General features: G+C 36.0%; 13 protein-coding genes and 1 pseudogene. 9 read left to right on the top strand and 5 right to left on the bottom strand.

Translation table 11 applies throughout. The features are described from left to right. Positions 1 to 286, top strand: a 286-nt coding sequence (locus tag BM088_RS20180) for an IS66 family transposase (RefSeq protein ID WP_143085123.1), incomplete at its 5' end; no start/stop codon positions are given. Positions 287 to 310: 24 nt separating this feature from the next. Next, positions 311 to 544 (top strand): annotated as a pseudogene (locus BM088_RS20175) (choice-of-anchor I domain-containing protein); the annotation flags it as partial. Positions 545 to 741: 197 nt separating this feature from the next. Here the strand turns inward: BM088_RS20175 and BM088_RS20170 are convergent. Continuing rightward, positions 742 to 3,789 (bottom strand): CHASE domain-containing protein, encoded by a 3,048-nt coding sequence (locus tag BM088_RS20170; RefSeq protein ID WP_091988993.1) that lies wholly within the window; start codon positions 3,787 to 3,789, stop codon positions 742 to 744. A gap of 464 nt (positions 3,790 to 4,253) precedes the next feature. On the opposite strand from BM088_RS20170, the gene BM088_RS27335 reads away from it, so the two are divergent. The 3 genes from BM088_RS27335 to BM088_RS20160 all read left to right on the top strand — a co-directional run bounded on the left by BM088_RS27335 (position 4,254) and on the right by BM088_RS20160 (position 5,993). Beyond that, complete coding sequence (locus BM088_RS27335; protein WP_177208115.1) at positions 4,254 to 4,424, top strand: hypothetical protein; 171 nt, start codon at positions 4,254 to 4,256, stop codon at positions 4,422 to 4,424. 352 nt (positions 4,425 to 4,776) lie between these two features. Further along, positions 4,777 to 5,307 carry a P-loop nucleotide/nucleoside kinase family protein gene (locus BM088_RS20165; protein WP_177208114.1) on the top strand — a complete coding sequence of 177 codons (531 nt, stop codon included), beginning with the start codon at positions 4,777 to 4,779 and terminating at the stop codon, positions 5,305 to 5,307. A 68-nt stretch (positions 5,308 to 5,375) separates the two neighbouring features. Further along, positions 5,376 to 5,993 carry a hypothetical protein gene (locus BM088_RS20160; RefSeq protein WP_091988987.1) on the top strand — a complete coding sequence of 206 codons (618 nt, stop codon included), beginning with the start codon at positions 5,376 to 5,378 and terminating at the stop codon, positions 5,991 to 5,993. Between the two features lie 103 nt (positions 5,994 to 6,096). Here BM088_RS20160 and BM088_RS20155 read toward each other — a convergent pair whose 3' ends face one another. Continuing rightward, positions 6,097 to 7,056, bottom strand: a complete 960-nt coding sequence (locus BM088_RS20155; RefSeq protein ID WP_091988984.1) for a threonine dehydratase — start codon at positions 7,054 to 7,056, stop codon at positions 6,097 to 6,099. A gap of 87 nt (positions 7,057 to 7,143) precedes the next feature. Between BM088_RS20155 and BM088_RS20150 the strand changes: the two genes are divergently transcribed. Further along, positions 7,144 to 8,514, top strand: a complete 1,371-nt coding sequence (locus BM088_RS20150) for an aminotransferase-like domain-containing protein (RefSeq protein ID WP_091988981.1) — start codon at positions 7,144 to 7,146, stop codon at positions 8,512 to 8,514. A gap of 447 nt (positions 8,515 to 8,961) precedes the next feature. Here BM088_RS20150 and BM088_RS20145 read toward each other — a convergent pair whose 3' ends face one another. Further along, positions 8,962 to 10,455 (bottom strand): sigma 54-interacting transcriptional regulator, encoded by a 1,494-nt coding sequence (locus BM088_RS20145; RefSeq protein WP_245763874.1) that lies wholly within the window; start codon positions 10,453 to 10,455, stop codon positions 8,962 to 8,964. Between the two features lie 350 nt (positions 10,456 to 10,805). Here BM088_RS20145 and megL point away from each other — a divergent pair, with 350 nt between their 5' ends. Next, the gene (gene megL, locus BM088_RS20140) at positions 10,806 to 12,023 is read left to right on the top strand and encodes a methionine gamma-lyase (protein ID WP_091988975.1); all 1,218 of its coding nucleotides are present in this window, start codon (positions 10,806 to 10,808) and stop codon (positions 12,021 to 12,023) included. Positions 12,024 to 12,144: 121 nt separating this feature from the next. Here the strand turns inward: megL and BM088_RS20135 are convergent, their stop codons facing one another. Next, on the bottom strand, positions 12,145 to 13,017 hold the full coding sequence (locus tag BM088_RS20135; RefSeq protein ID WP_091988972.1) for a LysR family transcriptional regulator: 873 nt from the start codon (positions 13,015 to 13,017) through the stop codon (positions 12,145 to 12,147). Between the two features lie 124 nt (positions 13,018 to 13,141). Here BM088_RS20135 and BM088_RS20130 point away from each other — a divergent pair, with 124 nt between their 5' ends. Then, on the top strand, positions 13,142 to 13,834 hold the full coding sequence (locus BM088_RS20130; protein ID WP_091988969.1) for a hypothetical protein: 693 nt from the start codon (positions 13,142 to 13,144) through the stop codon (positions 13,832 to 13,834). A 22-nt stretch (positions 13,835 to 13,856) separates the two neighbouring features. On the opposite strand, the gene BM088_RS20125 is transcribed toward BM088_RS20130, so the two are convergent. Then, the gene (locus tag BM088_RS20125) at positions 13,857 to 14,750 is read right to left on the bottom strand and encodes a LysR family transcriptional regulator (protein ID WP_091988966.1); all 894 of its coding nucleotides are present in this window, start codon (positions 14,748 to 14,750) and stop codon (positions 13,857 to 13,859) included. 107 nt (positions 14,751 to 14,857) lie between these two features. On the opposite strand from BM088_RS20125, the gene BM088_RS20120 reads away from it, so the two are divergent. Next, positions 14,858 to 15,721 carry a DMT family transporter gene (locus BM088_RS20120; RefSeq protein WP_091988963.1) on the top strand — a complete coding sequence of 288 codons (864 nt, stop codon included), beginning with the start codon at positions 14,858 to 14,860 and terminating at the stop codon, positions 15,719 to 15,721. Positions 15,722 to 15,918: the final 197 nt, after the last annotated feature.

Here is a 15,918-nt window from a genome sequence, read left to right as displayed (position 1 = left end):
GAATCAATGGGAAAAACTGATCCGCTATGTTGAAAACGGTCACCTGGATATTGATAACAATCGTGCCGAACGTGCGGTTAAACCATTTGTTATCGGGAGAAAGAATTGGATGTTCAGTAATACACGCAATGGTGCACAAGCCAGTGCGGTACTTTACAGCATAGTCCAAACAGCCAAAGCAAACGGATTGGTGCCATATGACTACATCAGTCATTGCCTTGAGCATCTTATCCATGCTCCTGAAAACTTGGATGCCATTCTGCCCTGGAATGTAAAACTGGGCTAGGTGTATTTGCCCAGTCGTTTACGCTTAGAACGCATGAGCGCAATCATGGTTTATAACGTCACAAACCCACACACAGTAACATTCATGAATTACTTTTATAATCGCGGTTTAGTTGAAGGTGAAAATATAACAGGCGATTTAGCTCCTGAAGGAATGAAATTTATCGCAGCACAAGACAGCCCAACAGATAAGGCTTTATTGCTTGTTGGTAATGAAATTTCAGGCTCAGTATCAGTTTGGCAAATTGAAGAAGATTAACTACTTGAACTTTAAATAAGAAACGTTAATAAAGAATAATCACCTTACTTTGATCAGATAGTTTCCTCTGCTTAAAGTAAGGTCTTAAAATATAATATTAAGTAACTTTCCTACCTATCACTGATAAATATTACAACTCTAAAACCCGGTATTCACTCTATATTTAATGGAGTTCCGAGTATCTCTTTGGGCTGACATTAATCTTCCAAAAACGCCTTCATCGTTGTTTTGAGTAATGTAAAGCTACATTCTAAAGGCTCTAATAATTGGCGAAGTGTTTTCAAGTCTTCAACCTGTGCCGCTTTTTCCATTTTAAAAGCCAGTGTACTGAGCGCCAAACCACCAACGTTAGCCGAAGCGCCTTTTATTTGATGTGACTGGGATTCTGCCGTTGAAAAGTCTTCATTCATCACTGAAGTTTTTAATCGTTCGATGTAGCTCAACATATTAACCAAAAATATCTCGGCGACATTATGAATTAGTTTTTTGTCATTCATCAAACGATTGCTCAAAGCAACAGAATCAAATATGAGTTCTTGAGAGTCTGGTATATTATCTCTTTGGAGCACCTTCTCTTCAATTTCATGTTTTGGCAACCAATCTTCTAGTAGCTTAAACAGTTTATCTGGGTCTATCGGCTTAGTGATAAAGTCATTCATTCCTGACTCGATGCACTTTTCACGATCCCCTTGCATAGCATTCGCAGTAAGAGCAATGATAATGATAGATCTATTTAATACCTTTGATTTGGGGTCACGAATGCGTCGACTCGCCTCATAACCATTCATCACAGGCATTTGACAATCCATGAATATTAAATCGTAATCTATATTTTCGGCTGCTTTCAACGCTTCTTCACCATTAACAGCAAGTTCAACTTGTATACCAAATTTACTTAACATGCCCTCAATCACCATCTGATTGATAATATTATCTTCGACCACTAAGACACGTGCTTTAAATTGAGGTAAGTTATCTTTTTCGTAATCAGTAATGAGTGGTTGTGTGTTTTTTTCACTCTCTGTTAATTGCTGTAATGTATTGTAAAGAACAGATTGATCGACTGGCTTGTTAAGATAACCATCAAATTCCACCTGCTTGAGTGGCTCTTTATTTCCTTGTTGATTTTGAGAAGTTAGCATTACCAGCTGTATCCCACTTAAGTTATTATCGTTTTTAATAATATTACCCAGCTGAAAGCCATTCATTTCAGGCATATCCGCGTCAATTATCACGATACTGTAGGGGTGGTTATTTTCAGCTGCTTCGCACAAGTATTTAAGCGCTGCTTTACCATCTTCAGCCAAACAGTGTTCCACTTGCCAGTTATTTAACAACTTACCAATAAAGTTACGATTGGTTAGATTGTCATCCACAACTAGAACTTTATGCTCAAGCAAGTCACACTCAAACTGTTTTTCATTCTCAGTCTTCGCATTAGAAAGTTCAAGTGTGAACCAAAATGTTGAGCCTTTACCAATGTCACTTATAACACCAATCTCACCTCCCATTAATTCTACTAACTGTTTGCTAATCGCCAATCCAAGGCCTGTTCCACCAAACTTTCGAGTACTTGAGTTATCGGCCTGACTAAAACGTTCAAAAAGGGTTGTTTGCTGTTTTTCACTCAGCCCTATTCCCGTATCGACAACCTCAATACGCATCTGAGTGTATGACTCGGTTTGTTTCTGAACAAAGTAGTGTACAGCGACTTCCCCTTGCTCAGTAAATTTTATTGCATTGCCCACTAAATTATTAAGAATTTGACGTATACGTATTGCATCCGCATGAAACCTTAATTGCCGCATAGGCTCAGCTGGGCAGATCAGCTCAAGCCCTTTTTCTTGAGTACGAAAAGCCATTTCAAAAGCAAGCTCTTGCATTATTATGCCCATATCAAACTCAGTGGGCTCTAATTCCAACATTCCGGCTTCTACTTTGGAAAAATCGAGTATGTCATTGATGATAGCAAGCAATGACTCGGCACTCTTTTTAACCGTCTTTGTATAACTATACTGAGTTGGGTTTAAAGAGGAGTTTAATAATAGGTTAGTCATGCCAATGACCCCATTCATTGGAGTACGAATTTCATGGCTCATATTGGCAAGAAACTCCCCTTTAATTTGGCTGGCCTGTTCTGCTGCATCTTTTGCAATAACTAACTCTTTAGTGCTTAATTTCAGATCTTTTGTAATTATTTCTGCATAAGATAAAGCTTTTCTATTCGCTTTTGTTAAGAAAACAAAAAGAATCACTAGCAACGAATCAATGATAATACCGCCAATGAGAAGTAAATATGGTTGATTATTTGAAGTCGCTTTTCTAAAGTCTAAGTTTGAAACTATCTCAAATTTCCAGTGTCGACCGTAAAAATCAATGTTCACTTCTTTACTAAAAAGCGGATTAACATCACGGTTATTTTCAGTTATATCATACAGCGGCTCCCCTTCATCTGTTATTTTGATGCCCACATGCCTATTTTGACTTGCGAGTGTTCCCTGCATTAGTTTTTCCATAATAAAAGGCGCATAGGTCACTCCAATAATATTGTTTCTACGTGCCTCAATCGTTTTTGGTTTTATGCCTTTTTTATAAAAAGGGGTATAAAAAAGGAACCCAGGGGTTTGTTTTGAATCTTGTACCAATACAATTGGCCCAGTTAATTGAGCGGAGGCAGAATCACGCGACTTTTTAATGCCAGTATATCGATTTGTTTCAAAAGCCATATCAAGTCCAACGGCTTTTTTATTGGGTTTAAAAGGCTCTATATACGTAATGGGCCAATATTCAGCCTCGTTATGTTGTGGATGTAATTGGTAGTCAGGACGTTGCTCTTTTTCTTTAGCAAGATAGCTTTTTAGTTGGCTCGGTTTAATATTATAAATCACACCAATACCATTAATCCCAGGGTAAACCGTATCAAGATTTAAACTATTCGCATATGACAACCACTGCTTATAAGATGTATACCCACCATTAGCATCTATAAATGCTGCACCGGCCCAAAGGGCATTTTCGTATAACTCCATCCTCTCTTTAACCAATTCGATTACTTGGTCTGCTTCTCGTGAAAATTGGTCTTCAATTTTTTGATTGAGTTGTTCCGTGCTAAAATACCAAGCTGCAACAGTCAGTAGTATAGAGAGCACAATCACTAACCAATGTACTGAATTAAATCGACTAGCTTTAATAAGTTCTTTTCTTTCTTTGGAACCAGGATCTGATGTTTTGCTTATTTGCTGCATTCTCTCTCCCTTTTTAACATACAAAAGATCCTTTGAATTAACCTAATCTTTAATGATTATCAGAGATTGTTATAAAAGTCAGTGTAGTCTAAATTAGATTAAATCTAAAAAAGTCTATGCTATTTTTCGAAGTAAGATCTCATGTGTGATTGAAACGCCTCATTAATTTTTATAAGACATGAGCCTTGCGCTCAGGCAGAACATGCGTATTTCCGTTGTAAATAAAAACCAAGTAGTTGGTAAAGGAGTTATTTTACAGGCTTGACTTAATAACTCAGATATATGGCTCTTCTCTGTTATCCATAAATACTTTTAATGTCTGAAATTCACTTAAAGTTTAAATAAGCTATTTTTCTATACAACTTTATAGTGAACCTAAAACAGGTAAAAAACGTGTTTGTCTTTTACCTTAATTGTGTAAATATCAAGTTTCCATTAAAACAACAAACTCAAAGGAAAGAAGAATGAAATTAAAACTAAATAAAAAGAAACTTAAAAACTTATCAGATGACAATAAGTCTCTACCTGTAAAAATGACACCACAAATTGGGGGAGCTGCACCTCCTCCATCACACTTCTGTAATACAAAAGATACATGTGATACCTATACTTTTGTCACTTTCTATTGTTATTAAAAGTTATTGCTTCACCTGTTATTTTTTAAATTATAACAGGTGATTAAAGCGTTTAATCTACTGGTAAAACAAGCTTGCAAACTGACCATTTTTTAACTGAATATAAAGTCTGTTTCCCCCCAACTTTTCAAACGCCTTCCTCTTGCCTTTAGCGCATCATTAGCGTTTAATAACACCTCTTTATTGCGCTATTTATTATGACTTATTGAACACTTCTCTTTATTTATAAGCTTTTCATAAATAAAAAATATCAATGCAAGATAGTGAATAAACATGGGTTCTTGGCAAGGGTGCATTGCTCGTAAATTCAAGCCAAGCTTTATCAAAAAATTTATGCAGTATGAGTTATATTATGAAATTGATAATTCTACACGGCCCACCAGGGTGCGGAAAACTAACCATAGCAAAGGCACTTTCTCAAGAACTGGGTTATAGCGTAATGCACAATCATTTAAGTGTTGATTTAGCACTGTCTGTTTATCCTGAATTTGGTCATGGTGATTTTTTTGACTTTGTTGATAGTTTGCGACTTATGAGTATTAAAAAAGCATGCGAAAATGCTCAAAAAGGCCTCATAGTGACTCAGTGCTTTGACGTAGAACTTGATATAGCGCCATTTAACCAATGGCTAAACGTTTTATCTGAATTTGGTGGAGACGTTGCGCCAATTTATCTTGATGTTTCAGTGCCTGAGCTAAAAAAGCGTGTTACAAATGAGTCTCGGCTAGGAACTAATAAAGTACAGTGTCCCCTAATGTTAGATGAAGTAATCAATAAATATAAATTTGGTCCGATACCTCACCCTGATACTTTTATTATTAAATCCGAAAATTTAACAGTCAGTGAAACAACGCAACAAATAAAGCATGCGATTTGCTGGTAATAAACTTAATTAACCCTATCAATGTTTATATTTCTAAAAAAATAACAACATAAAACAGGTCTTTATCTATGATGTATTTATTAATCACCTTAAGTCTGACATTTTTAGGCTTACTTACTTTTTTGCCGAAGTTTCAAGGTGTATTGCACCGCTTTAACTCAGGCATCAACTTTTTCCTGACATTAATTGCCACTTTAGTTGGCGTACTTTTAGCGATTATGATCACTGACTATGAAGCTGAACAAAAAGAAAAGCAGGATCTAGTAAAGCTATTGCGCTCTGCTACAGCCGTAGTGGAAACGAGTTATGAGTATAGTGAAGAACTTGTCGAATACTACGATACATTAGAAGATAAAGACCCGATTAAAGAGACTTTTTATGCTAAAAATTCCCCGCCATATCCTGATTATCTAGACAGTTTATTAACTCAAAACTTAGCCAGTAAGAATTTATCTCAAGCTGTGCTAACAGACTTAAATGAGCAAGTGATCAATCTAAAAAAAACCAGACACTATCGTGCCCCCTTATATCTTATTGTTTTAAATCAAACACGCGACATATTAAAGCTTGAAATTCAGTATCAACAAGGTGAAATTGACTCCGTAAAATTGCAGTCAGAATTAGACAAAATTAAAAATCAACTTGATATAACAACCGCAAATAATCAAATTAAAAAAGGCCTCTGATCTCAATTAACTGAGTAGAAATTTGCACTCAATAAACGCATAGCATATAGCCTAAACGCAATGTTATTTTTTATATCAAGTTTAGGGTATATGCAAACAAGGCTTACACAACGTCAGCGACATGCTGGACAAAGCGAGCGAAATCTATATTGCCGCCAGTTAAAATCAAGCCTACTTTTTTTCCTTTCATCTGTTCCTTTTCTTTATTTAGTCCAGCTAATGGTACAGCCCCTGCCCCCTCAGCTAAATTGTGAGTATCACAAAAATACTGATACATAGCAGCTGCAATTTCTTGATCTGATACGGTAATAATGCGATCTGCACCTTGCTTAATCATCTCAAATGCTTCCTCTATCGGTGAGCTAGTTGCAACGCCATCTGCAATTGTATTTGCATCATCTGTTGCAATGACTTTACCCGCATTGAATGAGAGGTAAAAAGTTGGTGCACCTTCAGATACTACACCCACAATTTTTGTTTTTAATCCCAATAAGTCCCGTGTTTTTATTAAAGCACAAATGCCACTCCCCATACCAACAGGCACATACACAGTATCTAAGTCTTTTACAGCTGAAAAAAATTCAAAAGCATAAGTGGCAACACCCAGTACTAAGTTTTTTTCAAAAGGCGCTACCGCATCAAAGCCATATTTTTTCTGTAGGACTAAACTATGGGCTCTGGCAGCTTCAAAATCTTTACCATGAATCACCAACTGAGCGCCAAAACCTTTAATCGCCTTATTTTGATCTTCACTATTACATTCTGGCACAACGATAGTCACAGGGAGTCCAGCCCGACTAGCTGAAAATGATAAACTTTGACCGTGATTACCACGCGTGGCAGAAATAAGACCTTCAGGGCGTGAAGACTGCTGCATCATTTGGTGTAATAAATATATACCGCCTCGTACTTTAAATGCGGTAGTAGGTGTGTGGTTTTCATGTTTTACCCATACATCACAACCGGTATTTTTACATAATAAAGGCCAATTATGCTGTGCAGTTGGTTGGATAACACTATGCAAAATATCTGTCGCTTTGCTTAAATCATTCAGTGAAAACATTTTTATCTCCCAATTCATAACTTGACTTTTATACTATCTTTGATGATTGTATGGTTCAATTAATACATTGTATGGCAGACAATAAAAATGTGGTCACCAGATTTAACGCTTGGCGAAGGCCCTTTATATATCAGACTTGTTGAAGCTATGACAACAGCCATTAAAACCGGCGAGCTTAAGGTAGGAGACAAATTACCAGCACAGCGCCAGCTTGCTTGGCACCTTGAAATTAATTTAAGCACAGTGACCAAAGCTTTTACAGAGGCGACTAAACGCCACCTGATTTGTGGTGAAGTGGGTAGAGGAACTTACATTCTGGCACAAAGTACTGAAGCAGCGCTGTTTAATTTAAAGCAAAATACACAAAACCAAATTATTGATTTAAGTACTCACGTTCCTGCAACCAGACCAGACGATACGCATTTATCAGATACACTGTCGACTTTACTAAGTGAAGAACACGCTTTAGAGCACTATCTAAATTACCTAAGCCCACAACTCATACAAAGAATGCGCGTTGCATCTGCACTTTGGTTAAATAGCTTAGGCTTTTCAGTTACTCCTCAAAATTGCATCAATACTTCTTGTGCCCAAAGTGCTCTGCAGCTTGTATTGCTAGAATGCTGTAACAGTGATGATACGATATTAGTTGATGAACTTACTTTTCCGGGCATAAAGGCGGCTGCAAAACAGTTAAACTTGAAGCTCCATGGAGTAAAAATGGATGAACAAGGGATCACACCAGATGCCCTAGATTTGGCTATCAGATCAACCAATGCAAAAGTATTGGTCAGTGATCCAAATTTACAAAATCCAACTGGGCGCACATTAAGTAAGCAAAGGCAAAAAGATCTCATTACAATCATTAAGCAGCACAAAATATTATTTATTGAAGAATATGTTATTGGTGCACTATCCGAGCAACCACCTATTTCTAATGAAATAAAGTCCCAGTCAATATTGATCACAAGCTTTGCAAAAGCAGTTGCACCAGGAGTACGTTTTGCAATTGTGGCAAGCGAACATTCACTTATTAATAAACTTGCAAATGAGCCTCATGCCACGACTTGGCAATTAAGTCCATTAATAGCTGAAATTGCCTGTCGCTGGATTTTTGATGGTACCGTTAAAAAACGTACTCTGTGGCAACAGGCAGAAATTCATCGCAGGTTTAGATTATTTAAAACACTATTTGCTAACAATTTATATGCACAAAATATTAAAGTTTGCTCTCATGTGTGGCTCGCTGTGAATAAAAACGCCGACCTAGTTGCCAAAGAATTAAGTGACTTAGGGGTTGAGGTGGTACCCGCTTCATTATTTGCTGTTGGTCGTTTTTGCCCTAATAATATCAGAATAAGCTTAACCGCAGCAGCATCACTGCAAACATTAAAAATAGGATTAGAGATTATTCTACATTCAGGTTTTATGACTGAATGTAGTCCTAGTAATGAATAAAAAACAAATACCGAAAGATTAATTTAAATGCATTTAATGTCAGGTATTATTAATGACTCTTTTGCTTTTGCATCAAAAAAACATGCTTTTGAATAATATTGACTGAGTACATCTAATATATTGTTAACAATATTTTCATTTGTATATAAAAACGATTCAAAAATTTTGTCCTGCCTTAACTAAATGCATTTGGCCATCACAGTGACAATCGCATCTGTAATTGTTAAATGAAACTTGTCTTTCGCACCTAAACTGATTGCATAAGCTTTAATACCTGAGCATATTAAAGCCTTAACTTCTTCAAAAGGTGTTCTATTTAAGTACAGCCATGCTATGCGCAAGTGACCAATATGATTAAAATAAATTGGGTCGAGTGTTTGGCGCTCAAATTGTGTGGTATAAAGCGGTAGTCAGGTCAATACGCTCAAGCATTTAATACTCAATATATTAGTCTGGGCTAAGTTTGATACCATATTTATTTAACTTTCTGGAAATAGTTGCATTAGAAACATTTAAACGTTGTGCCAGTTTTCGCGTTGAAGGAAAGTTTATATATAATGCTTGTAATAACTTTTTTTCGTAACTTTCTAATGCTGACTCTAAGCAAGTGATCTCAGTTGATTTATAAACAGAATTTTCCTTTTCCTCTTTTATTGACGTAAAAGATATATCATTATGATCAATAATACTTTTATCTACCAAAGCTAACGTTCTAAAAATGACATTTTGTAATTCTCTAATATTGCCAGGCCAGCTTGATTTTTGTAACAAGGCAATAGCAGAGCTTGAAAATTCTGGACAATTAATATTAATTTGCTCAGATGCATTTAAAGTGAAACGCTTGATCAAGGCTGGAATATCTTCAACTCTTTCTCTGAGCGCAGGTAAATGTAAACTTAATACATTTAAGCGATAAAATAAATCATCCCTAAAATTACCTTCAACCATCATTTTATCTAAATCTTTATGTGTTGCACACACTATACGAATGTTTACTTTTATTTCTTGAGTCCCCCCTATTCGCCTGAAAGTAAACTCTTGTAAAAACCGTAATAGCTTAGCTTGTAAATAAACTGACATTTCTGCAATTTCATCTAAAAATACAGTACCGTTTTCTGCAAGTTCAAATAGGCCAGGTTTACCGCCTTGTTTTGCACCAGTAAATGCCCCTGGCGCATAACCAAATAATTCACTTTCGAGTAAGTTTTCTGCCAAAGTAGCACAATTTATTGCTAAGAAAGGCGCTTTTGCACGGGGCCCTGATTCATGTAAAGCTCTGGCTAGCAACTCCTTACCAGTCCCTGTCTCACCAACAACCAATACAGGTAAATCTAGTTTTGCAAAACGACGGGTTTGTTGTTGGATCAACTTCATTTTATGGCATTGACCTACCATAGATTCTATATTTTCACCTTTTTTTGGATCAATTGATGAAATTTGTTGCCCTAACCTTTGTGGACTTCGTAAAACAATCACAGCACCTGTGGTTTTATTTTGTGAATAAACAGGTGTGATATCCATTAAATATTGTTTGTTAGCACACGATACTTCAAATGACGTTTCTTCAGAAGGCAATATTTTGTTGATAGAAACCCCAATTAACTCTGCAATTTCACGACCAATCAGAGTCGATTTCTCGATACCAAATGCAATCTCCGCAGCCGTGTTAGCAACTAAAATTCTCCCCTCAAAATCAATATCGACCAATGGGTCGGGTAATTTAGAAAGTAAAGCATCCAAATGTTTACGCTTTTGTTCAGATGGCAATAAATCAACTTCTATAACATCTGTAACGCCACTAATTTTTTTTAATGCCGTATTTATATTTTCAAAGCTACTCCTACCTTGTTCAAAGTGAACAAATATTTTTTCACTGCTCATTTCCATGGCTGTTAAATTCCAACCGTTTTGAACAATCGTACTGAGAATTTCCTGTGTCATACCTAATCGATCTTCACATAATATTTTTAGCTTCAACTTAAAATAATCTCAAATATGTAACGCGTTACATAAAAGTAACACACTGATAAAGCTATGCAAATAAAGACTTCTACCCCAAGTGAGCAAATCCAGTACTCACAGCGTTACATTAATGTAACAAAAATGAAATTTAAATCACATAAAAACACACTAAACCGTTGATATTTAACAAATTATATTTTTGGCTTAAATCATGCTGCTAAAATTATCATTGAAAACAAAAAATATTAACAAGAATAACAATAGATATTTCTTGAAAATTTACATTAATTTTAGGTCTGCAATTATTTAAGGCCCAAAAGGACAACAAAATGACTTACAAGATTGAAACTAAAGCGGTACACGCAGGTAGAATTAATGACGAACAATTTGGGTCTTTAGCAACACCCCTTTACCAAACATCTACATTTGTATTTGACAATGCCAAACAAGGCGGCGCACGTTTTGCTGGTGAAGAAGAAGGTTATATTTATACGCGTCTAGGTAATCCAACAACACGTCAATTTGAAATGAAACTAGCAGCACTTGAAGGTATGGAAGATGCAGCTGCAACAGCAACTGGCATGGCGGCAGTATCAGCTTCTGTCATGGCGAATGTTCAAGCAGGGGATCATATTATTGCTTCAAAAGCACTTTATGGTTGTAGCTTTGCATTATTTAGTCATATGCTGACTAAGTTTGCCGTTGAGGTCACATTTGTTGATATGACACAACCAGAAGAGTTAGAAGCTGCACTGCAAGAAAATACTAAAATTGTATTCATCGAAACCCCCATCAATCCCAATATGGTTGTGATCGATTTAGCTATGGTAGGTAATTTTGCTAAAAAACATAACCTTATTTCTATTTGTGATAATACTTTTTTGACACCTATTTTACAGCGCCCTGTTGAGTTTGGTTTTGATATTGTTATTCATAGCGCCACTAAATACTTAAATGGCCACGGCGATGTTGTTGCTGGGATCATTTGTGGCACTAACGAGATGATCGAACATATTAAATTAACCGCCTTAAAAGACATTGGCGGTACAATTAGCCCACATGATGCATGGTTAATTTTACGCGGTTTAAAAACACTTCATATTAGAATGAAAGCACATTGTGAAAATGCACAAAAAGTAGCTGAGTTTTTAGAACAACATAAAATGATAGGCAATGTTTATTATCCGGGTCTTAAAAGTCATCAAGGTAATAAATATATCGGCAATCAAATGAAAGCTGCCGGTGGCGTAATTGCATTTGAAATCATTGGTGACATTGAAGACGGTGAAAGATTCATTGATTCTACGAGTTTATTTAGTATTGCCGTGAGCTTAGGTGATGCAGAATCTTTAATTCAGCACCCAGCTTCTATGACACATAGCCCCTATTCCCCTGAAGAGCGTGCAGCAGCAGGCATAAGTGATGGTTTAATTCGAATTTCAGTTGGTTTAGAAAATTCAGATGATTTAATTGAAGATTTAAATATGGCATTACTACAGGTAATGAGTCATAAAAAAACGACCAACGAATCAGTAACGGAAGCTTAATTTTAACGCGATTAAATAGATTACACTGTTTTATTTCATTGTCGGTGTAATCGTCTAAAATGAGGCCCCCCTCTAACAGTCCTCATTTTTTCATAAGATTAAGCAACCCTAAAACATTGCTTTAAGGCTTAAATAAATCAATTAAGTCAGATTGATAACTCACCAATAACAGTTTCTCTTGATATACATAATCAAAATTTTTAATCTGAAGTTGTATCAGTTCCAGCTCTCTTACCCAATAATCAGGTAAATAAGCGAGCGCTTGTCCGCTTCTGACTAACTGCCCTAATACGCTGTAATCATTCACCTCTATTTTTAATTGTCGTGGAAATAAATCATTACGCCAGCCATCACAGCCTATGCCTCTTGCTTGACCACAATATGGAGAAATACTGGGACTGACAAATGGATGCACTAATAATTGTTCTGCAGATACTTCAACAAAACCTGATGCTCCCCCATTAACTAAAGGGTGGTTTTTACCCGCTGCTACTTGCATGTTGAGTACACCTAGGGCAACACTGTGCATGTCTTCAGGAATTTGGTTCGCAAGGTTTGATGTGATAACAGCTATATCTGCTAAACCATGAATTAACTGCTCCAAAGCTTGGCCTTCAAAGTGCGTATTAAAAATGACTTTAGAGTGTGCATTATGGTTTTGTAAAGATTTAGATAATACACTGGCCCAACGAAACAATAAAATTGAAGGCGCTGCAATTGTATAATCATGTGCTCCTCCTATACCTGAACATTCCGCAAAGGTTTGTTTTGCTTGTGCCACTATTTTTGCTGCATTAATGCGCAACTTTAAACCTGCAGCATTTAACTTAATACTTTTACCAATACGGTCAAACAGTTTCACTTCTAAAGACACTTCCAGTCGTTTAAGTGATTTAGAGAGCATACTAGGAGTTTTATTACAAATTATAGATGCCTGCTGCATGTTTTCTGTAGAGGCCAGTACTAAAAATATTTCTAAGTCTTTAATATTCAAAACTTATCTCTTTTAATTAAATAGATTAATTCCATTATGGAAATAGAAATATCAACTTTGGGTTTGATTTAGAATTAATGCTAATAGACAATTTAGAGAATGTCACTAAAAAGAAATCAAGAATATGTATAAACTAATCGCACTATTTTTATTAACGTACAGCATAATTTTAAGTGCAAACCAACATGTATCACAATCACATAAATTGCATCAAGAAAAATCAGCATGGGGTACTCATGGTATGACAGTATTTATGGTTCAAGACAAAGTGTATGCTTCACATATGCCATTAGCCAATTCAATGCACGCCCATCAAGTTATTATTTCTATTTCACTTAGCTCAGAAAATACAGAAAATTTAAAAGCACTCACTAAGCAATATGATTTACTAACTTTAGAGCCTGAACCATTTGATTTATCACAATTAATGAAAGGTACACTCACACATTTTGCAGCCAACATTTACGCAAATCATTTTGAGCGAGGTGGTAGCATTAAGCTAAAAGATATTACGATAAACATAGAAGATATTTTATTATCACAACCATTAACACATGATCAAAATGGTGATTATTATTTACTCCCTGTTTCAAATAGCACAGGTTTACTCGTTCACAAAATCGCAAAACAACCCAGTTTTGATCAAATTCTAAGTATTGATTTTGTGAAGAATAAAAACGTTAATTTTATGCCAAATATGCATTCAATGGTTAAAACTTCGTTAGAAACCCCCCTTATTATTGATACCTATAAAAATCGGGAAACGCGCTTTGTGATCACTCGTCAAATATATTTGGAACAAGCAGACTTTCGTTGATATTGTCTGTAATAAATGAGTCTTACTCAAGGCATTGTTGTTTTAACCAACGCCCTAGTTTTACAATATCAGTTTGTTTAGCCCGTGATTTTTTATAAACAAAATAAAAATTATCCCCCGTTAATACCTCGTGCATAGGGATGCGAACAAAATTATGCTGCCTGTCTTGATCTGACATTAAATAATGATTTATCAAAGTAATGCCTTGATCATATCGTGCAGCTTCTGCCGCCAATAACATATGGCTAAAATGATTTATTTTTGTATTTGCAGGTAATTCAAACCCACCTTGCTCAGACCATTGACGCCAATCTTCACCAGGTTTGTCACCTGGAAAGAGGTTTTGCACCGAAAGTAAAGGCTGTTTCCATAATGCCTCAGGGAGTAGTTTGTCCTTAATTTGTTGCCATAACTTATGACCACACACAGGATAAAGCCGCTCTGCATATAAAAACTCAACAACAAAATTTGTTTTAGGCGGCTCGACTGTAATGAAACAATCAGCGACCTGATCGCTACATTTTGGCTCATCGGCCATCATATTCAGAGATAACTCTATTTCTGGGTATTGTTGTCTTAAGTCTTCTAAACGGGGAATAAGCCATTTTACAGCGACAGAACTATATAAAGCTAAACGAATTTTCCCCGATTGCCCTTCTCTAATTAACTGACTAGCATTAGATAAATCACTCAAAGAATGACTTACTTCTTCAAAATAACGCTCTCCTACTTCAGTTAAAGCGAATGAACGGCCATATCGGCTAAACATAGCCTCACCCAGATACTCTTCCAATAGCTTCACTTGGTGACTCACAGCACTTTGTGTGACATTAAGTTGATCGGCCGCCTTTGAAAAACTATTAAGCCTAGCGACAGCTTCGAAACATTGTAATGCACGTAAAGGAGGTAATTTCATTATTAGTTAAGCTCATACAAAAAGTATTTTAATCATTATACATAATCCATGCTTTTGCAATAAGCTTCTCTTATTCGCTTATTACTCATAATTAAAAGGAGGATTTCATGCCAAAAATGTCAGTCGGTCTCGCCATGACTTTACTTGTGATAGGTAACTTAATTGCTGTGTTTTCCGATGCCTTAATCAAAACGCTTTCACCAGACAGCGCAGTTTATCAATTTGTATTATTTCGCCAAATCACAGCTGCGCTTATTTTATTACCTTTATGTTTTTTGGGACATAAAACATCGTTTTCATTAGGTCTTAAATGGCATATTTTACGAGGCCATATTTGGTTAATTGGTGCTATTTTCATGGTCATTGCTATTAGCTCTATGCCATTGGCAACTGCAAATGCGATTTTTTATGCGGCCCCTTTATTAATGCTTCCTCTAGCGATGATGTTTTTTAAAGAAAAACTATCAAGTAAAGCTGTTGCCGTTGCTATTTTAGGTTTTATAGGGGTACTTATTGTGATTAGACCCACTCAGATAGATTGGGCTGCAATAGCAGCTTTAATTGTAGCATTAACTATGGCTATCAATAATTTACTTATTCGCAAGCTACCAAAGAAGCAAAATGTATTTCAAACACTTTTTCTAACAAATTTGGTAGGCATACCTGTCGCATTGTCATTGGCATTATGGGAAGGTAAACCTTGGGATTTTGCACCTATGCTCACAGCTGCGGGTTCAAGTAGTTTTATTTTAATTTACGCTGGAATTTGCATCGTAGCTTACCGAAGTGGTGAAGCAAGCAAGATTGCCAGCGCAGAATATAGTGGCCTTTTATGCGCCGTGGCTGTAGGACTCGTATGGTTTGATGAAGTGCCTGATTTAGCCATGGCCATAGGCACTGTATTTATAATTGCTCCCTTACTTTGGTTAGCAAAAGTAGAAGCTAAAAATACAAAAAAAATGACCTCTTAAATTAAACCAGCATTTCTTGCTGGTTCTAGGTACACATTTTTAACATAATGCAGTAAAAGTGTTTAAGATCTAACCTAGGATTGGCACTTTCTTTTTTATAATGATATTTCACATTAGAAACAATGCACCTTAGGACCTAATTAAGGTAGAGGAAATAATTTAAATATGTCAATGTTAAGTTTCATTTAAAAAGGATA

Source organism: Pseudoalteromonas denitrificans DSM 6059 (genome assembly GCF_900112265.1).
Classification (GTDB): Bacteria; Pseudomonadota; Gammaproteobacteria; order Enterobacterales; family Alteromonadaceae; genus Pseudoalteromonas; species Pseudoalteromonas denitrificans.
This window is presented reverse-complemented; position numbering and strand designations above follow the sequence as displayed.